The organism is Streptomyces sp. NPDC048270, from assembly GCF_040652335.1.
Classification (GTDB): domain Bacteria; phylum Actinomycetota; class Actinomycetes; order Streptomycetales; family Streptomycetaceae; genus Streptomyces.
On the sequence record NZ_JBEZLV010000058.1, the window covers coordinates 1 to 20,200 of the forward strand.

The following is a 20,200-nucleotide window of genomic DNA, read 5'->3' on the forward strand; positions in this document are numbered from 1 at the left end:
GCGATGACCGCGGTCTTCTCACCCGCCGCGAACCGCACGCCGGCCTGAAGCCGGATTCCCTCACGAAACGCCCGACGCTCAGCGGTCAGGCCCCCACCCTCCGGATAACGCATACCAACGGCATACCGCAGGGATCATGAACCGTCACCACCCGACGACAACCCGAAAACCTCAGTAGTCAGCCAGGCCCCGGCCGAAGCCTGGCAACGGCTCTCCTGCGGCAACGGCGCCAAAGGACCACGCATCCACGACTGGGCCGCCGCCCGACTGCCGGCTGTCTGGGAATTCAACGGCGACGAACCCACCCGCCAGCGGTGGATGCTCGCCCGCCGCAGCATCACCAAACCGGACGAGCTCGCCTACTTCCTGGCCGCGGCACCTCTGCAGGCAACCCTCGCAGACCTCGTGCGGAGCGCCGTCTGCCGCTGGAAGATCGAGGAATGCTTCCAGAACGCGAAGAACCAGTGCGGCCTGGACCAGTACGAAGTCCGCTGCTATAACGGCTGGCACCGGCACAACTCTCGCGATGCTCGCCCACGCGTTCCTTGCAGTCACCACCGCCCACGCGAGGGAAAAGGGGGAACGGAACGGGACACGCCCGACCTCGTGGACCTCACGCCGGCCGAGATTCGCCGTCTGCTGGCATCTGCCCGCCACCATCCCGCCGCGCGGGGCGATCACTCGATGAACTGGTCACGATGGCGCCGCCGGCACCAGGCCAGAGCCCGCCGATGTCACTACATGCGCCGCGGGCACTCGTTTGCGGGACGGGCCACGCGAACCGCCCCGCACCCGGCACGCCCCGCTACGCTCCCCACACCCAAGCCGCTGACCAGGCAAAACATCAAAGTTCGACTGAGTATTGCCCATTACCGGCGGGACGGGACCTCAGGATCGTCGCCGGTCCTGAGTTTCTGATGCACCTCATTCTCCAAGGCTCGCTGAACTTCCGAGAGTTCGACGCCGTTGGTGAAGGTCTGCTCCTTGCCTGTGATGTCCGTCAGCAGTCGTCCGGTGTCGGCCCGCAGTGCGGCCAAATGTCTGGGGCTGGAGTTGGCAGGTACGCCTTCCGCGCCCTCGAAATCCGCGATCTGCCGCTGCGCGTCCTTGTACTTTTGTGTCCGCTTGCTCTTGGAAGCCCCGCGCCTCTCCATGAGGTCGCCGAGGAGATGCCTGGCCGCCTCCAGGCGGTCGATGTCGCATTCGACCTTGATCTCGCCCTTGCTGCCGAGCTTCACTCGGCGTAGGCGCTCGATGACGCCGCCTTTAGCATGCATCTGAATCTTGCCGTGGAAGGACCGGTCGTAGTCCCAGGAGCAGTGCTCGAACAAGACGTGCTCAGCACCTGCGAGGGCCAGGACGTTGCCCGCGGGCGTGAGGTACACGGTGAAGTCGACAATGTCGCTCACCCCTAGGCCCTTCAGCACCCGCCGGTTCTCGGCGCGTAGCGCCTCGGAGTCGAAGGAGTTTAGGTCGTGCTCCGTTTCGAAAGACCGCTTGGAATACTCCGACCATCCCTCGCCATTCCCGGAGAACCGGCCGTCCTCTTCCTTGGCAGCCAACGGACGGGCCTCGGAGCGGTCAACGAGGAGGGGTTCGTCCTCGGTCGAGTAGCGTGTGAATTCGGAGTCCTGGCGCCAGGACACATGCTTAGTGTGCGCGTCGGCGCCGGGTGCCGCAATGCCGGGCTTCGGCCCGGCGAGCTTTGCCGTGTGTCGGCGTAGCCGCTCATCCTCCGGCAGGGGCTGGTCGTGGTCGGCGTCGTATTTGGTGTACGCGATCTCCCACTTGCGCCGCCGAGGCTTACGGGTTAGATGGCCTCGCTGCGCCGTCCAGTGCACGGCCACGTCGTGAGCCATTTGGTCGATGATTCGCTGGATTTCATCGTCGATTTCGGTGCAGGCGGCAGGTTCTTGCACGCGCCGGACGATCAGGTCTAGGAGCTGCTCGCCGTAGGGGGAGTCGATGACTGCTTTCCACTGGAGCTGCTCGCTCCAGACGCGCACTCTCTCCATTCTCTGCGGGTCCCAGATGTCGAGGTGGGTACCCAGTTCGCGGACGTTGTAGTGGAGTTGCGTGCGCAGGTGCTCGAAGGCCGACACCTGATCCTGGATAAGGGACACGTATGCGGTGTCGAAGCGGGAGATCGTGTGGCTCATCGCCGCGACAAAGTGTTCTTGGACTTCCGTTACCAGCTCCTGCATCGGGCACACCTGATTCTCGTGGAGGTCTCACAGGTCTCTGTTCGGACCCGCACGTTCCATTGGAAGCGATGTGGGCGGGGTATCACAGCCTGTCAGGGGCGGTCTGCCCGGCGGGTGGCACAATCATGCCCGACTGGGCGGCAACCCTGATGCTGAACTCTTCCCGCTTGATAGGGACGCCTTGAGACGACGTAGGAGCCGTAGAGCTCGTAACACGATCGTGAGTCGGGCTTGGCGGCCAGCCGGGTCCGCTGACGGCCTGCCAGACCAGGGACTCGGTCACTGAGCTTTTCAACTTGGGCTTCCACTCTGCAACTTGAAGGCCCGTGACCTGCGTGGACACAGGCACTCCGTCACCCGATCGGTGGGCAAGTCGAAGAAGGTCACTGCTCCCTGCGTGCGGGGCCCGCAAGAACTGGCGGATCCGCCGGTGGGCGGCGAAGAACAAGTCGAGCTGTGCATCACCTCAACCAACACACCCTGGGCCAACCCCACTTCGACCCCCTATGGCAGTTCACCCTGGCCAACTCCCACCACCCCAACCACACCGTACAGAACCCGTGAACTGCACAGATACCTCCGCTGGCGCAACCAGAACGCACGCCACCCTGAGCCGTTCCGACTTCTCTGCCCCTCCGTTGTGAGCCATCAGAGAGGATGGGTCTCGTGCCCAAGGAGATTGACGCAGCCCTTCGTAGCCAGGCCGTGAGACTGGTGACCGAGCATCGTGCGGCGTACTCCTCCGCGTGCACTGCACATCCAAGTCGCCGAATCCCTGGGCGTTCCCGGGAGTCGGTGCGGCTCTGGGTGATGCAGTACGCGGTTGACGCGGGCCAGGCGGCGGGCGTGAGCACTGACGAGCGGGACGAACTGCGGCTGATCCTGCGGCTGATCCCCGGGAGTTGACACCGGTTTTCATGCGATGAGTGACAGCGTACGTGTCGTGATCAGTTGCTGTTCGAATCTGGGTTGGTGTGAGGTAGCCGAGTGCGGAATGTCGACGGCGCCGGTTGTAGTACGACAGCCAGCGGAACAGCTCGAACCGGGTCTGCGCCTTCGAGGTCCAGCGTCGTCCGTGGGGCGATTCGCGCTTGAGGCCCTGGAAGAACGACTCTGCGAGGGCGTTGTCGTAGCTCGAGCTGTGCCCGGCCCATGCTGTGGCGGATGCTGTGCCGGCGGCAGACCTCGGCGAAGGCGGCCGGGCTGTACCGGGCGCTCCTGTCGGTGTGGAAGACGAGGACGCCGTGGCCCCGGCCGCCCCGGGCGGTCACAGCCATCTCGATCGCGTCGGTGACCAGCGAGGTGCGCATGTGGTCCGTATGGACCAGCCCACCACCCGCCGCGAGCAAATACCGATCACCGTGCCGAGGCAGAGCCACGTCGGGCCGGCGGATATGCGGGTAATGTCGCCATACCACTACCTGGTGTTCAGCGTGTCCGCGGTGAAGTCTCGCGTCACCAGGTCCGGCACGGGCGGCGCGGCCCTGTGCGCGATGGTCGTCCGCGTCTTCTTCCGCAGGTGCCGGCCGACGATGTGATTGATCCGCATCAGCCGGGCGACGCGCTTGCGGTTGATCCTGCGTCCTCTCGCACGCAACTCGGCATGGACGGGCGGGGCGCCGTAGGCGCCATGGTGCTCGGCGTGGATAGCGCGGATCTCGCTCACGGTCCGGTTCTCCTCGGCCTGGCGCTCGGCGCGGGCCTGCTTGGTGGCCAGGTGCCGGTAGCAGCCGGCGCGGGATGCTCCGACCACCCAGCAGATCCGCTGGACGCCGAAATCGGCGCGGTGGCCGGAGCGACTCCGCTGTAACGCCGAGATCCCCTGCCGCCGCCGCGTACGTCCGCTTCCCAGCCGCGGCCCGAAAAAGCGCGACTGCGTCCCTCCTGAACTCCTCCGAATACGGAGACCTGCGTCCCACTTGGACAGCCCTCCCTGGACCATCAAGATCCATTGTCAGGGTGTCCACTCCAAAGAGCTCGTACCAGGATCTGTCGAGATGTCCTGGTGGGGCGTGACCGGTGTGATGATTCGGCCGTTCGTGGTGGTGTGAGTACTCGGCCGTGGATCGTGGACGACGGCTTGTGGGCACTGATCGAGTCGCTGCTGCCGCCTTGGCCGGCGAGGTCGCCAGGGCCGCGGCCGGTGGCAGACTGGCTGTGCCTGCAGGGCATCTTGTACGTGCTCTGCAACTACATCGCCTGGCAACTCCTGCCTGCTGAGCTGGGCTTCGGCTCTGGGTAAATCTGTTGGCGGCGCCTGGAGCGGTGGCAGCAGGCCGAGTCTTCGACCAGTTGCACCGCATCCTGCTCGCCGAGCTGCACGCGGCCGGCCGCCTCGACTGGTCGAGGGCGTGCGTGGATGGCTCCCACATCCGCGCGAAAAAAAGGGGGGGTCGCCGACACCGGTCCGTCGCCGGTCGACCGGAGGAAGACAGGCAGCAAACACCACCTGATCTGCGACGGACACGGCACCCCGCTCAAAGTCATCACCACCGCAGCGAACGTCAACGACGTCACCCAGACCCCCGCCCCAATCGACGGCATCCCACCGGTGGCAGGCCGCCCCGGCCGGCCCCGCCGACGTCCCGAGGCCCTGCTCGGGGACAACGGCTACGACTCCAACCCCAACCCCAACCGCGATGAACTGCGCAAACGCGGGATCCTGCCCGTCATCTCCCACAAAGGAGCCCCGAACACCAAGGGCAGGGGCAAGCTCCCCTACGTCGTCGAGCAGACCTTCGCCCTGCTCCACCAGCTCAAACGCCTCGCCGTCCGCTGAGAACGCCGCACCGAACTCCACGACGCCCTCGTCTCCCCCGCCTGCAGCCTCATCTATTGGCGACACCCCAACAAGGCAGCGATCATGATCGTGTTACGAGCTCAAAGAGGTGGTGAGTTTCACGCCGGAAGCTCACCAGAGACCTCCCCAGTGCAGATCGCGGGGCCTACCCCACGCGCGTGCCGACCCGTTGGGAACTGGTGTGCTGTGGGTCCGTCCGCATGGCCGCACGGACCCTTGCACCACCCAACTGGGCACCATCATGTGCTGTTCGAGCAAAGAGTATGCGCGAAGGAGCACGTTCTGCCTGGATTAGTGGTCACCGCGTGCAGGGCGGATGTTCCATATGGAACATCCGCGGGTCTCAACAGTAGGACCTGTGCGGGAACGAAGGGTGATCAGCTGATGCAGTTCCTTGAACATGCCGCAACCGGCAACTGGGATCTGGCCGCCGCTGTGGCCAGTGGGGAAATGCCATCGAGGGCATGGAACAAAGAGGAACTGCGGCGCTTCGTGAATTCTCTGGCCCCGGGAGATCCGCGGGACGCACAGCACATCGCGAAAGAAATGTACGAACGTGCTCAAGCCGGTGAACTGACGGCGGACCGGTGCCTTGAGGCATTCGAAGAATGGCATTGGCTCGCGCTGCGAGCAAATGACAATTGGGTCGAAGCCGTTGCGGAGGCCAAGGTTGCCCTGCAGTGGCCCTGGTGCACCGGTGAATGGCTCGACTACTTCCTCGGGTGCCTGCAGCCCAATGTCAACGCCCGGCAAGCCGCGAAGGACATCTACTGGTGGGTGCTGGCCGGCCACCTCACCCGCGACCAAGCTGCAGAGACCCTTTCCCTACTCCTCGCCCCGACCGCTTCCAAAATCCCGCCGCCACAGACTGCCACCATGGGGGAAGTGGAAACTAGGGAAACCGCAGTACTGGGGCCGATGAACTTCCTTAGAGTTGCCGCAACCGGCAACTGGGATCTGGCCGCCGTTGTGGCCAGTGGGGAAATGCCATCGAGGGCATGGAACAAGGAGGAGCTGCGGCGCTTCGTGAATTCTCTGGCCCCGGGAGATCCGCGGGACGCACAGCACATCGCGAAAGAAATGTACGAACGTGCTCAAGCCGGTGAACTGACGGCGGACCGGTGCCTTGAGGCATTCGAAGAATGGCATTGGCTCGCGCTGCGAGCAAATGACAATTGGGTCGAAGCCGTTGCGGAGGCCAAGGTTGCCCTGCAGTGGCCCTGGTGCACCGGTGAATGGCTCGACTACTTCCTCGGGTGCCTGCAGCCCAACGTCAACGCCCGGCAAGCCGCGAAGGACATCTACTGGTGGGTGCTGGCCGGCCACCTCACCCGCGACCAAGCTACAGAGACCCTTTCCCGACTCCTCGCCCCGACCGCTTCCAAAATCCCGCAGCCACAGACTGCCACCATGGGGGGAGTGGAAACCGATCGTGCCATCCTCGTCGAGGCTCACCAAGTGGCTATGGTAGTCAAGGTCCCGGCTGACCAACTGGTCAACAATTCCACTGAGGCCCCCGGGAGCATAGGTGCCGATATCAGCGAGCAGCGCCGCTCTCGCAAGGATTCCGCTAAGAAACAGGCGGACAGTGCTCTGGCGGAGCTGCAGAGTCAGGGCGTCACTATCCGACTGAACAACAAAAATCGCTACCAATCATACAAGGATACTCCGACTGTTCCGATCCGTTTCGCCGTCTACGGTGGCGATACCCGGAATCCAGTGCTGGTCTTCGACAATACTACGGTCCCGGACGGCGCGGCTAAAACGTACGAGGGTTCGCTGAGTGTGTTGGAGAAAGCAGGCGGTGTCGGCGCCAAGGCGGGGCGGTTTTTCAAAGCCAGGGGGACAGACAAGCTCTCCAGCGGCACTATCGCCGGCGTGATGACTGTCACCCAGATCGGGCAGAAAGCTGTCGACTTTGGCCAACTGGAGCATCTACTGAAGAAGAGCGGCATCACCAAAAAGAAACTCGTCAAACAAGATTTCTGACATGTCGAATGGCGTGCGCCAGCTCCGGAGAACCGTCACGCCAAAGCGACCAACATCAGGGCCCCTCCAGTGAGCCTTACTGATCGTTTTAAAAGTGAGGTTCGCAGTCGTCATAAATAGATGATGCTGCAGGCGAGTTGCAGCAGGCCGAGGTGGAGGTCGGCTCGTATCTCGTAGCGGATCCGGAGCCGTTTGAACTGGTGTAACCAGGCAAAGGTTCGCTCGACGACCCACCGGGTCCTGCCGAGGCCGGAGCCGTGAAGGGTGCCGCGTCGGGCGATCTTGGGTGTGATGCCGCGGGCCCGGATCAGGCGCCGGTTGTCGAAGTCGTGGCCGCGGTCGGCGAGCAGTCGCCTGGGGCGGTGGCCTCGCAGGCCGCGCTGGTCAGGGAGATGGCGAGGGGGGTGCCGTGCCGGTCTACGATGAGGTGGCGCTCGCTGCCCGGGCGGGCACGGTCGACCGGCGAAGGTCCGGTGTGAGCCCCCTCTTTGAGGGCCCTGACATGCGTGGCGTCGATCGCCGCGTCGTTCATGTCCAGCAGTTCGGCCGCCCGCAGCTCGGCCAGGAGGACTTCATGCAGTCGGGGCCACACGCCGGCCTCGGTCCAGTCCCGCAGTCGCCGCCAGGCCGTCACACCACTGCAGCCGACCTGCTCGGCGGGAACATCTCGCCAGCTCACGCTCTTGCACAGCACGTAAACGATGGCCCTCAACGCCGCTGATCGTCCACCGGGAGGCGTCCGGAATACCGGAACCGCCTGGCCGGACGCTCCGGCAGCAGCGGGGGCACACGTTCCCACAGGTCATCAGACACGAGATCAGCATGCACGTCACAAATCCCTGCCTACACCACGCCCAACTGGCAAGCCTCTGAATGAATATCATTCTGAAACGATCACTACTGATCCTTTATAGGCCGACCTGTGGACCGGGGAGCGAGTCGGCGCGGTCGTCACCCGGGCAACGGGGGTGGTGTTGTCGAGGGCGTCGGTGTGGCGGCTGCTGACCGGCCGGCTCGGATGGAGCCTGCAACGGCCCGAGCGGCGGGCGGTCGAGAGGGACGAGTCGGAGATCGCCCGCTGGATCGCGCACGAGTGGCCGCGCATCAAGAAGGGGCCGTGAACACACGTGCCTGGATCGTTTTCCTCGACGAATCAGGCGTCTCCCTGCTCCCTCAGATCCGCCGCACCTACTCGTCCCGGGGGGACCATTTCGACCACGATGAGCTACAAGGCGGTCTACCGGACTGAGGCGATCGAGGCCCACCGGGCGTTCATCGCCCGCCGCAGGGCACTGCGGCCGAGCGAGGAGTACCGCACGCCGACGAGCGAAGAATGGGCTGCCCTCCTGGCCCACTTTGAGACGCGCAAGCTCTCCGTCGGTGCATGCGCCCGCGCCTTCGGCACGCGGTGCGCGGTGCGTCCACGAGCATGTCCCGTTGACCGAACTAGATTGGGCTCCCTTCGAGGTCAACTCATAGTGACGACAAGGGCGTTGTGGCTCTTGCTGGCGGTCTCCGTGACCGTGCGTGTGGTGGTGGATCTGGTTTCATCGCGTGTCGCCGAAGGTCGGCCCGTGGTGGTATGGATGCCAGAGCACAGCACGACGGTCCGGGACGTGGCGGCGCTGAAGGTGGCGAGGGACGGCCGCGTCGAGAAGAGCGACGACCCGCTGCAGCCGTTCCGGCTCGTAGACGCTGATGGCACCGAGGTGGCGGCGGTCAGTGAGTTCCTGCACCACATGCTCGCCGACGACGCAAGTCCGACGTCGCTGCGGTCCTACGCCTATGAGCTATTGGCGTGGGTCCGGTTCTTACGCGCCGTGGACGTTCCCTGGTATCTGGCGAGCCGGGTCGAGGCCCGTGACTTCGCGCTGTGGCTGAGACGACGAAGAAGCCGCTTCGGTGGCGCCGTCCTGATGCGCCCGCTGCGGGTTCGGTGAACCCCATCACGGGGAAGGCCGCGCCCGGCGAGAACTATGCCGCTCGGACCAGGCGGCACGCTCGCGCGGTGATCCGGTCGTTCTACGAGTACCACCGCGAGACCCACGGCCGGCCGCTGATCAACCCGTTCCCGCAGGGCGGGGCTGCTGACGAGGGGAGTCCGAATGCGCATCACGACCCGATGCAGCCGTTCTGACGGCCCTCGCGCCGGGGCACTTATCAGCCCAAGGAGCCCAAGCCGACCCCGCGGATCATTCCTGACCAGGCGTTCAACGACCTGTTTGCTGGGTTGAAGTACAACCGGGACAGGGCTCTGATCGCGTTCTACATCTCCACCGGCGCCCGCGCCTCCGAGCTGCTGGGTGTCCCGCAGGGCCTGGTCGCGCCCGGAGACCAGACGATCGGCGTGGTCCGCGAGGGCAGTCAGGTCTTGCAGCACCTTCCCGCCTCCGCCGACGCTTTCGTGTGGCTGCGGCTCTACCAGCAAGAACTGCGCGGCATGGTCCCCAAGCACCCGTCGGAGCCGCTGTGGTGGACCCTGCGACGGCCGTTCCGCTCGCTGGAGTACGACGCGGCCCGGATGGTCTTCACCCGTGCCAACCAGTTGCTCGGCGCGAACTGGACTCTGCACGACCTGCGGCACAGCGCGGCCAAGAGGATGGTCCGCGATCCGAACCCGACCCTCGCGGACGTGCAGTGGGTCATGGGGCATGCCCACATCACCACTACGGAAATCTATATCGCTCCCACTCCCGACGAGGTCGTAGCCCACGTCCTGGCCCACCATGAACGGCAGCGCACCGTGCAGGCCAAACCGCCGGCCCCGCCGGCACCGGGTTACCGCCCTGAGGTCCTGGCAGCGCTGTTCGGCACATCAACCGCCAACGGGGAGAGCAGGTGAACGCGACCGTGAACGTCGACGTCGCCAGGCCCGTCGAGCCACCTGAGGTGGGGAGGAGCTGGAGTGGGAACCGCGAGTCGGCGGAGCGAACTGGGGGCAGCCTGAACAGAGTAGGGAGAGCCTGGTCGAGCGGCTGCTGGGATTGTTCACCGATCCGGGTGCGGGCCTGACCCGCGACAAGACCCGGCGGCGGGGCTTGAGCAAGCTGTTGGACTGGCTCGAAGGCCAGCCCGGAGAGACCTGGCAGGATCGCTGGATGGCCAGCGGGGCAGACGCCGCAGGCTTCGAGTGGACCGATCTGCCTTTGCACGGTCGCGGCACACCCAAGAGCCACCGGCGCGATGAGCTCGCCACGGGGCTGGTGCTCCTGGTCGCCGGGCAGGTGATCCGCCCCAGCTACCCGTGGCTGCTGCGACAGCGCGTGACGGTGATGCTCACCGAGGCCCGGGCCGCCAGTGACCCCGTTGCCTCCCAGCGGCTCGAACAGCTGGCTCAGCATGCGACCCCGACAGCGAGGTCCGACGCCCTGAACAAGCTCACCTGGATCGTGATCCGCAAGGGTGGCCTGGTCAGCGACATCACCGTCGGCGACTGCATCGAGCTGACCACCGCGCTGGAGGAATACCACTTCCGGGGCAGCGCGGGTCGGCCGCTGTTCTACGCCCTGCTCAAGGAGACCGGAGTGCTCCCCGCCAGCGCACCGCTGCGGCTTCGGGTGCTTCGCATCGAGGGCCGCCGCAGCGCCGAGCATCGTCGACGCGTACGGCATCGAGTGCCGGGCCGTCCGTGACCTACTGGTCGAGTACTTCACCGAGCGGGCTCCCGAGCTCGACCACGTCTCGCTCCGTTCCATCGCCCGCAACCTGTGCCGGTTGTTCTGGCGCGACCTGGAAATCCACCACCCCGGCATCGACTCATTGCGACTGGCACCCGAGGTCTCACAGGCGTGTAAGGAACGCCTGGCCTACATCCGTGACACCCAGGGCCACCCGGTGCGGCCGCGGGTGAACTTCCGCAGCGAGCTGGTGTTCGTCCGGGCGTTCTACCAGGACATCGCCCGCTGGGCCGCTGACGATCCGGCGCGGTGGGCACCCTGGGTGGCGCCGTGTCCGATCAACGACCTGCGGCTCGCTCGGTGCAATCCGCAGCTGGGCGTCCTTCGCGCCGCGCGGCTTGTTCATCTCGTCGATCGGGCACTCGATGACCCGGCCGGTCATCCGGTGCAGTTCGACCTTGTGCACAGCTCCAGGAACATGAAGTACGTGCTCAGCCCCTGGGGCCGGGGCAGCCGGGTGCCGCTAGGCGAGCCACGCAGCACCTTGCCGAAGTACGCGTCGGCGTCGGCTGGCTCCATAGCCCACAGCGGTCGGCCGAACCAGTTTCTGATCTGGTCCAGGTGTCCGACATCCCCGCGGATCGTGCCGTCCGCCAGTCCTGGCGAGGCGCGTGCGAGGACGAACCGGGACAGCGCGTCGGTCTCGAACTGCTCCAGTTCCTCCGCCGACGCGGGCGCCCAGTGCTCCCGCATGTCCCGTACAACTGCCAGCGCCGCCAACCCGAGCCCCCTTCACCTTCGGCCCGACTGCGGATCGGTCGGACACGAGAACGCTTCAAGTATCCCGAAGTTACGTCACGCGACCACAGAGCACCGAAGGAGGAGGAACCCCCGGCCACAGGGGCAGAGACTCAGTGAGGCTCAGAAGAACTCACGGGATGTCGCACACACAGCGCGACCACGCGCACCACCTGCTGGTGGTGCCCACCAGCCAGTGGCTGCACCGCGGGCTCCGCGCTGCCATGGAAGGGGATCACGTCACCGCACGCTGCGACGATCGCGAGGTGAGCCATGGTTGCAGAGAGACCCGCGCGACCTGGGCCATCATCGGCCTCGGTCTGGACTTCCTTCACGCCGTCCAGGCCGCGGGTCCTGCGCCACCGCACCGACCTCAAGAGCGGAAAGTGCAGCCGCCAGACCATCTACGCGGTCACGGACCCGATCTCAGCAGGCCCCACCCCAGCAGCTCGCCAGGTCACCGTGCACCATCGAGAATCGGCTCCACTTCGTCCGCGACAGCACCTTCGGCAAGGACCCCTCCAAGATCCGCGCGGCCGCGGGCCCGAGGACAGCGGCCTCGCGCAACCTGGCGATCAACACCCTCCGGGAGCACGGGTGGCCGATCGGCCGATTTCCCGGGCAACGGTCCGGGTCACGAGCCTCGATGGCCTTTTGGGGACTCCCTGGCTGCACCAAAGGGCAGACAATCACCATCGGAAAGCCATACAGGTCAGTGAAATCGGGTTCCCGGAACACCCTGGCAGGAGTGCACTCCAGCCGTACTCCGAGGCGATTACGGAAGTCTCCAGCAGAATATTTCAGCCATATTTCGCCAGACGTCAGTGCTGCCTGCTGGAGTTTAGGCCAGGAGATCCCGACGGGAGGCACTGTGACGACGGGACGGCGGCATACATACCGGTCACGGAGGTGTCGGAGCAGAAACGCGGACCGTCCGGGCCGTCAGACCGCGGTCCGGCCCAAACTACTGGCGGCGTATTTCGGAACTGCGGTCGCTTCGGTAGCTGCGCCACGACACGATCCACCCGGATTAGCGCGCAGGGCACGCTCGGAATGTGTTTCGCAGCGTGATATCGGACTGCGCCACCGACTCCGGCGCACGGGCAGGAGGCCCCGTTCGGCCCCCGGGCACGCCACAGATCCTTGGCTAGGGTGTGCGATCCCGAGTCACTTGAGTCGCTTTGAGGGGTACGGCATGCCAGTCGAACCATGGCCGCCCACGAACACCACGCAACACCCGCAGGCCCCCGCAATCACGCCGCCGTCCCGGCTCGCCCTGTGGTGCGCCGAGCGGGGATGGCCGGTCTTCCCCCTCGCACCGGGACGCAAGACACCCGCCGCGAACTGCGTGGACTGCCGGAACCCCCGCCACGAACGGCAGAGCTGCACCTGCCTGGACGTCGGACGCTGGTGCCACGGCTTCCACGCCGCAACCCTGGTAGCCTCCCGCATCACGCAGTGGTGGGGCAGCAGGCCCGGTCTGGGCGTAGGGGTGGCCTGCGGTCCCGCCCGCTTGGTCGTCATCGACGTGGACGTCCGCCCGGCGGACCTGCCCGAGCGGCACCGGCTGCTGCCGGGCATCAGGATCGGGGAACGCATCGACCTGACCGGGGTGAGCACCGGATTCCACACCCTGGCCGTCCTCGCAGCCCTCAGGGGCGCCCCGTCGCCCGCCGACGACGAGGCGACCTTGCGTGTGCGGACCCCGTCCGGCGGCATGCACATCTGGTACCGGGCCACGGACGGCCGGCCGTGGCAGTGCTCGACAGGTTCGGGCGCCCGCCGGGCGCTGGCTTGGCAAGTGGACGTACGCGCCCACGGCGGGTACATCGTCGCCCCCGGCACCACGACCCGCTCCGGCAGCTACACCCGGGTCGGCACGGCGTTCCTGCCGGCTCCAATCCCCACATGGCTGGCCGACGAGTTGGAACGGACCGGTCACCTGCCGGGCACCGCCGCACCCGGCCCTCACCAGTCGGCGAAGCGCCCAGTGGCCGGTCGGGCCCGTGGTGGCCGCGAGGCGGGCCTCGCCGTCATGGCTCCCCTGCTGGCCGACGTCGCCGCGTGTGCCGGCACGCCGCAGGACACCGGGTTCAACGAGAAACTCAACCGTGCGGCTTACACCCTCGGCGGCCTCGCCGCCGCCGGACACCTCGACGCGGCGGAAGCGGAAGCGGTCCTGCTCGCGTGCGCGGTTGCGGCGCGGCCGCTCCGGGCCGGCCCGATCGCATCCGTCGTCCGCGCCGGCATCGCCTCGGGCGGCGCCCGCCCGCTCCAACTGGGAGGAACTTCGTGAACCGGTCACACGATAACGATGTCCTGTCCCTGTTCGACGCGGTGTCCCTCGCCTCTCAGATTCTCGGCCAGGCCACCGCACCCGCGGCCGCAGCAGCGGCCGCGCCCATGGAGCAACGGCTAACCGTCACGGACCAGGGATCCGCGACGGGTGCCGGGGCCATCACGATGCTGCCCGACACCCTGTCCGACCGCGGCAACGCGAAGCTGTTCGTCAGGCTCTACGCAAACCGGTACCGGCACGTCCCGGGGGTGGGCTGGTTCCGCTGGGACACCACCCGGTGGCGCATCGACGAGGACGACACCGTCGTCTGGGCCGCCGGGGACCTCGCGGAGGGGCTCCTCACCCGTGACCCCCAGGGCATCCACACCCCGCAGGCCCTGCTCAAGCACCGCCGGAGAGCCCTGAGCACCGCCGGCCAGAGCGCCATGCTCGGTCAGGCGAGGTCGGCACCGGGCATGGTCCTGAAGGCCGAGGACCTGGACGCAGACCCCTACGTCCTGTGCACCCCGGACGGCATCGTCGACCTGCGCACCGGCCTGATCCGCGAGGCGGACCCCGTGAAGGACTTCACGTCCCGCTCGACCACGGTCGGCCCGACACAGCAGCCGACGCCCCGCTGGGCCCGCTTCCTCACGGACACCTTCGGCGACGACGAAGCGGGCCAGGAGATGATCCGCTTCCTCCAGATACTGCTCGGTTACTCGATCACCGGTGATGTCGGCGGCCAGGTCATGCCGTTCCTCTACGGGTCTGGCAAGAACGGCAAGTCCGTCCTGCTCGACATCCTCGTGAAACTGCTGGGCGACTACGCGGACGCGGCGCCCCCCGGCTTCCTCATGGCCAAGCCGTTCGATGGCCATCCCACCGACCTGGCCGAACTGCACGGCCGCCGGGTCATCGTGTGCTCCGAGGTCAAGCCCGGAGACCGCTTCGACGAAGCCCGGGTAAAGCTGCTCACCGGTGGCGACCGCATCAAGGCCCGGCGGATGAGGCAGGACTTCTTCTCCTTCACCCCGACGCACAAGCTGTGGCTGATCGGCAACCACCGGCCGGAAGTCGGCACCGGCGGCTTCGCGTTCTGGCGCCGTATGCGGCTGCTCCCCTTCGAACAGGTCGTCCCCGATGACCGGCGGGTCGACAACCTCGCCGACGTCCTGGTGGCCGAAGAGGGAGCCGGGATCCTCGCCTGGCTGGTCGAGGGAGCCCTTCTCTATCTGTCGGGCGACCGCGACCTCAGCGGACCCAAGGCCGTCCGGATCGCGACCAGCGCCTACGCGGAAACTGAGGACCACACCGGACGGTTCTTCGAGGAACGCTGCCGGCTGGACCCCCAGCACCGCTGCGAACAGACGAGGCTCTACACCGCATACCGGAGCTGGTGCCAGGACGAAGGCACCCCGGCCCTGTCGTCGCGCGGCTTCGCCGCACGGGTCAGGGAACTGGTCAAAATGGCCTCGCCGCGCGAGATGATCCTTTCGAACTCCCGCAAGTACTACCCAGGAATCGGACTGCTCACCGAGGAGGAAGAAGCATGAGCTCACTCATCTCCCAGGACGAGATCCACCACGAGACCTCGTTCGTCTGGTTGGAGGACATCAGCGTCCTGGACTACGTGCGTCAATCACTGGACCGGCTACCCACCCGCAGGGGCAGGCCCCCGTACCACCGGGACGGCCGCATGGTCGGCTACGCGGTTCTCAGCGCCGGCGCCAAGGCGTCCCCCGGCAGCGGAACCTTCCGCCGCCGGGTGTTCTGGCTGCTCCCCCATGACCGCGACAGCGCACCCGAAGGGTTGTACGCCATCAGTACGCCCGCCGAGGCCATCGACCCCGGATCACTGGCACCCGGTGCCAAGGGGCTCAGGCCCCCGCGTGCGGCGAACCAACCCCGGCACACGGGCACGGGACGGCCCCCGGCCGACCGGGACGGGGCGGCTGTCGGTTGAGCCGTTGCGACGGGCCAACGGGCCGCTCACAGCCCGCCCGAGCGGTATCCCGAGAGGGCGCGCTTTCCGGTATCCCTTAGGGCTGCCCGAGAGGTCATGGTGCGAAAGCCCTCGCACGTCCCACAATCGCCCCTACCGGACATCAGCCGCCCAATTCGTAGGGGAGGCCCCCGTGGCAGAGCCCGTAGTACTCACTGGCATGTGGATTAAGTTGGAGTCCCTGGCTCCTTGGCACGCCGAGGGCCTCGCCGAGGCCGCACGGTTGGGCGCGTACGCGTTCACTCCCGTGCCGCACGGACGGCGCGAGGCCCTCGCTTACATCAGCCGGGCGCGCTCCGCTCGCAAGGCCGGGCGGTCGCTGGCCTTCGCCGTGATCGACCGGCGCGACGATCGGATCCTGGGGTCGACGCGGTTCAAGAACCTGTACCGCTGGACCCCGAGGAGCATCGCTCCCAACGCTGTGGAGATCGGCAACTCCTGGATCAGCGATGCCGCCCGCGGGTCGGGGACCAATCTGGAGGCGAAGCTACTGCTGCTCCGTCACGCCTTCGACACGTGGGGGGTGCGCAGGGTCTCGATGCAGGTGGACACGAGGAACGACCGCTCGCGCGCCGCCGTCGAGAAGCTGGGCGCCACCTGCGAAGGCGTCTGGCGCGCGCACTCCCTGGGGCTGGACGGCGAGCTCCGCAGTGTGGCCTCGTACTCGGTGCTGGCCGAGGAGTGGCCGGCGGTACGGGAGATCATCGAGATGCGGCTGTCTCTGCACCCGGCCCCGGCTTACCGGTTGAACGTACCGGCGTAGGCGTAGGACGGCGTCTGGGTCGGTTGTGCGGGCGCCGTTTCAGTTGAGCGTGGTGCGAAGAGGCAGCCATTGACCAGGTGGTCGCAGGCTGCCTCTGGCGTTGAGGCCGACCGAATTCGGGACGGCACGGCTCTTGAGTAGACAGCGAGCAACAGTCGGTCATCTGAGGTTGCCCTTTGGGGACGGATCCTCTTCCTTCACGGACCAGCCCGACGGATCGGCCTTGACGGGCGACAGGGTTGGGGACCCATAGTGCTGAAAACGGCGAAACTTGAGGCAAATCTATGCACTTTCCTCCGGAGCTGAGGAGTACAGGTCTCTCGCTGGCCCTGCCCGGTACGCCGCGGCCTGACGAAATCCAGCAGGATACGATCCACCAGGACGTGGGGGCCGTCGAGTACGAGGTGTCGCCAGAGCGCGTGCGGGTCCTCGACGTCCTGCCAAAGGCGAACCTCGAGGAGCTGCGCACCCTTCTCGTCGGCTCTTCGATCCGCTACAGCATTCACCTCGGGCCCGACGGCGAGGATGTCGTGGCCTTGGGGAGAAACGCATCCCACCCCAGCCTTGGACCCTCGCTGTACGCCAACTCCGTCCGCAGGGACACTCTGGGGGACCAGGTGTACGGAGACCGGTGGTGCGGGCTCCGTAGGACGGGTGAGATCACCGTGTTCTCCACCCTCACCTGGCGTGCCACGGCGGCCCGGCTCATCGGCCGTTTCACCGACTGCCGCGTCAACAGGTTTTCCGATGGCCAGGACCTTCGACGATCGGAGTGACCGAAGCGACTGGGCTGTCTGCATGCCAAACGGATTCTCCCCCCTCCGGGAGGGGATCGTCCAGGTGGGTCTCCCGGTCGCTTCGGTCGCTGTGTGACCCCTCCCCGCCATAAATGACGGGTCTTCCCGTTACGCCGGGTTGGCGTCACAGTGGGCCAGCCCGGCCCGGTTCATCACGTTGATCGCACCCACGGTGTCCGCGTTGGCCAGGTGGCCGTAGGCGACGCAGTGAAACTTCTCCTGGGTGTGCGGTTCTCCGCTGTGGTGTACTCACCTGGGCACTCATCACCCTCATGACCCGCAGAATCACCCGACGAGGACCCAGACGAAGTGGACGAAGAACAGCTGCGCTATGCGCCGAACTGATCGCCAAGGAGAGCGTGGTCTCCACCCTGCTCCTGCCACAGCACACCCCTGCAGTTTCGTCGGCCCGAGGTTCCCAGCAGGTCTGTGGTGCGCGCTGGGGCGGCCCACGAGGGGCGGTTCCACAGCACTAGCTTGACTCTGTCGGGGATCTTGGAGGTGCCGAGGTTAAGGGCTGTCCAGTCGGGCAGCTCCTCGCCGCTGCGGCGTCGATGGGGCATCACGAGCCCGGCGCCCGGATAGCCGCCATCGGCGATCGTCCTGGTCGTGCCGACAGCGGCCTTCGCGCCGGACTCCTGCCGCGCCTTGCAGTCGTTGCGGTTGCCGGGAAGGGGCCGGCCGACCACTACGACGAGCCGGGTGTCGGCGTCAATGACGACCTAGTGGTTGGTGGAGTACCGGTAGTTCTTCGACCGCTCGGCGACGGTGTGATCGCGGGTGGGCACCAGGGTGCCGTCCACGATCAGCACGGCGTCCTCGAACCCCTCCTCCCTATCCCGGCCTGCGAAACCGAGACGGGCGGAGCCCCCGAGAAGCACCCCAGGCGGGAGATCGTCGACGCCATCCGCTACGTCGTCGACACCGGCTGCAACCCTACGGTTCGGCCTTGCGGATCTGAGCCGGGGATCCGAACTGGTCGAGCAGTTTGAGTACGGTCAGGTGCTGGATCCGCGGACCCAGGACGCGTTCCAGGGACGGGTGGATCTGAGGTGAGGGGGCAGCGGAGCCGGTGGCGATCCGGGTGGACTCGCCCGCGAGATCGTCGTCGAACCCGGCGATCATCGCGCGCTCGGCAACGGTCTTGTCCGCGGGATCGATCGACGTCGCTTGGTGACCTTGACACGTCCCAAAGCGCCGCGGATGGCGGAGCGGCTGATCGAGGACGTCTTCACCGCACTCGACGAACAGACGGTCGTCGTCCCGGGAACGGATACCGCCGCGCTGATCATCCCCCCAGCCTCGCCAGCTCGCTCCAATCAGTGCTTGACCAGTGAAACTCCTCGCCTCGAGGATCGAGGAACTCCTGGAAGCCCACCCTCTTTCCCAACTCCTGATCTCGAAGCCCGGCATCGGGATCAGGACCGCCGCCCGCATCCTCGTCCACGGCGACGGCGACGGCGACGGCAGCGGCTTCGCCAGCCACCTCGCCGCGCCTCGCGCCCGTGACCGCATTCCCGGCTCTTCCATCCGAGACGAACACCCTCCAGGCGCGGCAACAAACAGCTCAAGAGAGCCTTCTACCTATCCGCGTTCGCCTCGCTCTCACAGCCCGAGTCACGCGCTACGACCGTAAACGCGGCGAGGGAAAACACCACACCGCCGCCCTCATCACACTCGCCCGACGCCGCATCCACGTCCCCTTCGCATTGTCCGCGACGGCACCTTCCAGGCCTTCATGCCGCGGGCGGTGGGGAAACGGCTGTGGTCGTCCCGATCTCAGCGAGGAGCCGGGCGCCGATCTGAGTTCCGAGCCCGGGGAAGCTCCCGGTGATCTCGGGGTGCTGGGGGAGAGCCTCCTCCACCGCCCGCAGCAGAGCGAGATCCGTTCACTCCCACTCCCAGCGCATCGCGTGAAAGCCGGCCACCGGGTCCTGGAAGACGGCGTGCGCACGCCCCGAGGCGCTGATCCACAATGGTTTGTCCGTCAGCACGCCCTGTGTCGGGCCAGTCGGGACCGAGTTGGAATATGCACCACAGCGCACCGGTATGCGGGCCGGATGGAAGAGCATTTCGAGGGTGTAGAGCCGCGCGGCGACGCGGAATCCGCGCCCGCATGCATCGGTGGGCGGCCGACCGGTCCCCTGATGGGTGTACGTGTACTCGATGATCGCGGTCTCGCCCGGGGAGAGCACATGGTCGAGGAGAAGCTCAGCGACCATCAGCGGAACGGATGGGTCACTGCGCACCCGGCCGATACGGGCGTTGCGTAGCTCGGTGAGTTCGGGGAGAGGCTGGTTGGGGCTCTCACCGCGGATGATGACCACACAGCGGTCGGCGCGCTCCCGGGTTGCCTGGAGAATGAGGGTGGAAGTCCATCTGACTTCCGCTCCGTGCTCGTCGAGTTCATAGCGGTCGTGCGCGACGAGCCTCCTCATGCCATCGTCGGCGTTGCCCAGCTCACCCAGAAGCATGGGGAGGCTCTTGTGCTCCTGCCAGAGCAGTTCGGTCTCCAGGACCGCAGGCGGTCGGCCGACCCAACGGCCACGCGGCCGCTGCGGACCGAGCAGGGAGACCAAGGAGTCCGCCGGAAGACGGAGCAACTCCTCAAGTAGGCGTACCCCTTGGAGGGAGTGAGGGCGCTCTGGCCGGCTGCGCCCGCGACGCCAGTAGCTGAGCGTTGTAACGCTGACCGTCACTCCTCTTGCCAGCAGATGCTGTTGTAGCCGTTGCAGGCTGAGCCCGCTGCTGCGAATCGCCGCGTCGAGAGCAGCCTCGAAGGGCCCGTTGCGCAGGGCGGCAGCTAAATCGGATCTGTGACGGCGGTTGGGAGTTCTGTCATGCTCGGCCAAGAGTGTCTCCAGATCGCGTCGTTCGGCAGATCCAGACATGGGGAGCGCCGTGACTGCGGAGGGGCTGAGATTCAGTCATGCCCACAACAGTTTTGAG

At 66.5% G+C, this 20,200-nt stretch carries 16 protein-coding genes and 8 pseudogenes; 16 read left to right on the forward strand and 8 right to left on the reverse strand.

From position 1 onward, the window contains the following. Positions 1–201 precede the first annotated feature (201 nt). Positions 202–688: pseudogene (locus AB0D66_RS31260) on the forward strand (IS701 family transposase); the annotation flags it as partial. Positions 689–869: 181 nt separating this feature from the next. Here AB0D66_RS31260 and AB0D66_RS31265 read toward each other — a convergent pair. Continuing rightward, the gene (locus AB0D66_RS31265) at positions 870–2,204 is read right to left on the reverse strand and encodes a hypothetical protein (protein WP_362310585.1); all 1,335 of its coding nucleotides are present in this window, start codon (positions 2,202–2,204) and stop codon (positions 870–872) included. A gap of 413 nt (positions 2,205–2,617) precedes the next feature. Here AB0D66_RS31265 and AB0D66_RS31270 point away from each other — a divergent pair. After that, positions 2,618–2,817, forward strand: a pseudogene (locus AB0D66_RS31270) (IS630 family transposase); the annotation flags it as partial. 302 nt (positions 2,818–3,119) lie between these two features. On the opposite strand, the pseudogene AB0D66_RS31275 reads toward AB0D66_RS31270, so the two are convergent. Then, a pseudogene (locus tag AB0D66_RS31275) lies at positions 3,120–4,123 on the reverse strand (IS3 family transposase). A 128-nt stretch (positions 4,124–4,251) separates the two neighbouring features. Here AB0D66_RS31275 and AB0D66_RS31280 point away from each other — a divergent pair. Together AB0D66_RS31280 and AB0D66_RS31285 are read left to right on the forward strand one after the other, a co-directional pair. Continuing rightward, positions 4,252–4,980 (forward strand): annotated as a pseudogene (locus AB0D66_RS31280) (IS5 family transposase); the annotation flags it as partial. 408 nt (positions 4,981–5,388) lie between these two features. Then, positions 5,389–6,993 carry a hypothetical protein gene (locus AB0D66_RS31285; RefSeq protein WP_362310586.1) on the forward strand — a complete coding sequence of 535 codons (1,605 nt, stop codon included), beginning with the start codon at positions 5,389–5,391 and terminating at the stop codon, positions 6,991–6,993. A gap of 110 nt (positions 6,994–7,103) precedes the next feature. Here the strand turns inward: AB0D66_RS31285 and AB0D66_RS31290 are convergent. Continuing rightward, positions 7,104–7,821, reverse strand: a pseudogene (locus tag AB0D66_RS31290) (IS5 family transposase). A gap of 92 nt (positions 7,822–7,913) precedes the next feature. On the opposite strand from AB0D66_RS31290, the gene AB0D66_RS31295 reads away from it, so the two are divergent. The 5 genes from AB0D66_RS31295 to AB0D66_RS31315 all read left to right on the forward strand — a co-directional run bounded on the left by AB0D66_RS31295 (position 7,914) and on the right by AB0D66_RS31315 (position 10,625). Then, positions 7,914–8,114 (forward strand): winged helix-turn-helix domain-containing protein, encoded by a 201-nt coding sequence (locus AB0D66_RS31295; RefSeq protein ID WP_362310600.1) that lies wholly within the window; start codon positions 7,914–7,916, stop codon positions 8,112–8,114. A gap of 99 nt (positions 8,115–8,213) precedes the next feature. Continuing rightward, positions 8,214–8,933, forward strand: a complete 720-nt coding sequence (locus tag AB0D66_RS31300; RefSeq protein ID WP_362310587.1) for a hypothetical protein — start codon at positions 8,214–8,216, stop codon at positions 8,931–8,933. Positions 8,934–9,001: 68 nt separating this feature from the next. Next, positions 9,002–9,130 (forward strand): hypothetical protein, encoded by a 129-nt coding sequence (locus AB0D66_RS31305; RefSeq protein WP_362310588.1) that lies wholly within the window; start codon positions 9,002–9,004, stop codon positions 9,128–9,130. 93 nt (positions 9,131–9,223) lie between these two features. Next, positions 9,224–9,835: a site-specific integrase gene (locus AB0D66_RS31310; RefSeq protein ID WP_362310589.1), complete on the forward strand. Its 612-nt coding sequence runs from the start codon at positions 9,224–9,226 to the stop codon at positions 9,833–9,835. Between the two features lie 142 nt (positions 9,836–9,977). After that, positions 9,978–10,625, forward strand: a complete 648-nt coding sequence (locus AB0D66_RS31315) for a hypothetical protein (protein ID WP_362310590.1) — start codon at positions 9,978–9,980, stop codon at positions 10,623–10,625. Positions 10,626–10,773: 148 nt separating this feature from the next. Here the strand turns inward: AB0D66_RS31315 and AB0D66_RS31320 are convergent, their stop codons facing one another. Together AB0D66_RS31320 and AB0D66_RS31325 are read right to left on the reverse strand one after the other, a co-directional pair. Then, entirely contained in the window at positions 10,774–11,076 is a 303-nt protein-coding gene (locus tag AB0D66_RS31320; RefSeq protein WP_362310591.1) for a hypothetical protein, read from the reverse strand. Beyond that, a complete protein-coding gene (locus AB0D66_RS31325) occupies positions 11,049–11,390 on the reverse strand; it encodes a hypothetical protein (protein WP_362310592.1) in 342 nt (113 codons plus the stop codon). Before AB0D66_RS31325 ends, AB0D66_RS31320 begins: the two co-directional genes overlap by 28 nt. Before the next feature lie 1,213 nt (positions 11,391–12,603). Between AB0D66_RS31325 and AB0D66_RS31330 the strand changes: the two genes are divergently transcribed. The 5 genes from AB0D66_RS31330 (at position 12,604) to AB0D66_RS31350 (ending at position 17,230) form a co-directional block, all read left to right on the forward strand. Continuing rightward, positions 12,604–13,704, forward strand: a complete 1,101-nt coding sequence (locus AB0D66_RS31330) for a bifunctional DNA primase/polymerase (protein WP_362310593.1) — start codon at positions 12,604–12,606, stop codon at positions 13,702–13,704. A 167-nt stretch (positions 13,705–13,871) separates the two neighbouring features. Next, entirely contained in the window at positions 13,872–15,242 is a 1,371-nt protein-coding gene (locus AB0D66_RS31335; RefSeq protein WP_362310601.1) for a phage/plasmid primase, P4 family, read from the forward strand. Further along, on the forward strand, positions 15,239–15,652 hold the full coding sequence (locus AB0D66_RS31340; protein ID WP_362310594.1) for a DUF6009 family protein: 414 nt from the start codon (positions 15,239–15,241) through the stop codon (positions 15,650–15,652). The genes AB0D66_RS31335 and AB0D66_RS31340 overlap by 4 nt, the downstream gene beginning before the upstream one ends. A gap of 199 nt (positions 15,653–15,851) precedes the next feature. Then, positions 15,852–16,454, forward strand: coding sequence for a GNAT family protein (locus AB0D66_RS31345; protein WP_362310595.1), 603 nt, complete (start codon positions 15,852–15,854; stop codon positions 16,452–16,454). A gap of 284 nt (positions 16,455–16,738) precedes the next feature. Next, a complete protein-coding gene (locus AB0D66_RS31350) occupies positions 16,739–17,230 on the forward strand; it encodes a hypothetical protein (RefSeq protein WP_362310596.1) in 492 nt (163 codons plus the stop codon). Between the two features lie 542 nt (positions 17,231–17,772). Here the strand turns inward: AB0D66_RS31350 and AB0D66_RS31355 are convergent. Next, positions 17,773–18,072 (reverse strand): annotated as a pseudogene (locus tag AB0D66_RS31355) (transposase); the annotation flags it as partial. Between AB0D66_RS31355 and AB0D66_RS31360 the strand changes: the two are divergent. After that, positions 18,022–18,183: pseudogene (locus AB0D66_RS31360) on the forward strand (transposase); the annotation flags it as partial. The pseudogenes AB0D66_RS31355 and AB0D66_RS31360 sit on opposite strands and share 51 nt — an antisense overlap. Before the next feature lie 4 nt (positions 18,184–18,187). Here the strand turns inward: AB0D66_RS31360 and AB0D66_RS31365 are convergent. Continuing rightward, positions 18,188–18,376, reverse strand: coding sequence for a hypothetical protein (locus AB0D66_RS31365; protein ID WP_362310602.1), 189 nt, complete (start codon positions 18,374–18,376; stop codon positions 18,188–18,190). Between the two features lie 36 nt (positions 18,377–18,412). Here AB0D66_RS31365 and AB0D66_RS31370 point away from each other — a divergent pair. Beyond that, positions 18,413–18,980 (forward strand): annotated as a pseudogene (locus AB0D66_RS31370) (transposase); the annotation flags it as partial. 160 nt (positions 18,981–19,140) lie between these two features. Here the strand turns inward: AB0D66_RS31370 and AB0D66_RS31375 are convergent. After that, the gene (locus tag AB0D66_RS31375; protein ID WP_362310597.1) at positions 19,141–20,103 is read right to left on the reverse strand and encodes a hypothetical protein; all 963 of its coding nucleotides are present in this window, start codon (positions 20,101–20,103) and stop codon (positions 19,141–19,143) included. Positions 20,104–20,200 lie beyond the last annotated feature (97 nt).

Bases quoted from the DNA above. Each gene is read 5' to 3' on its own strand.
- AB0D66_RS31350 (WP_362310596.1), top strand. From the start codon at position 16,739: ATGCACTTTCCTCCGGAGCTGAGGAGTACAGGTCTCTCGCTGGCCCTG.
- AB0D66_RS31285 (WP_362310586.1), top strand. From the start codon at position 5,389: ATGCAGTTCCTTGAACATGCCGCAACCGGCAACTGGGATCTGGCCGCC.
- AB0D66_RS31365 (WP_362310602.1), bottom strand. From the start codon at position 18,376: ATGATCGCCGGGTTCGACGACGATCTCGCGGGCGAGTCCACCCGGATC.
- AB0D66_RS31345 (WP_362310595.1), top strand. From the start codon at position 15,852: ATGTGGATTAAGTTGGAGTCCCTGGCTCCTTGGCACGCCGAGGGCCTC.
- AB0D66_RS31265 (WP_362310585.1), bottom strand. From the start codon at position 2,204: ATGCAGGAGCTGGTAACGGAAGTCCAAGAACACTTTGTCGCGGCGATG.
- AB0D66_RS31300 (WP_362310587.1), top strand. From the start codon at position 8,214: ATGAGCTACAAGGCGGTCTACCGGACTGAGGCGATCGAGGCCCACCGG.
- AB0D66_RS31340 (WP_362310594.1), top strand. From the start codon at position 15,239: ATGAGCTCACTCATCTCCCAGGACGAGATCCACCACGAGACCTCGTTC.
- AB0D66_RS31335 (WP_362310601.1), top strand. From the start codon at position 13,872: ATGCTGCCCGACACCCTGTCCGACCGCGGCAACGCGAAGCTGTTCGTC.
- AB0D66_RS31330 (WP_362310593.1), top strand. From the start codon at position 12,604: ATGCCAGTCGAACCATGGCCGCCCACGAACACCACGCAACACCCGCAG.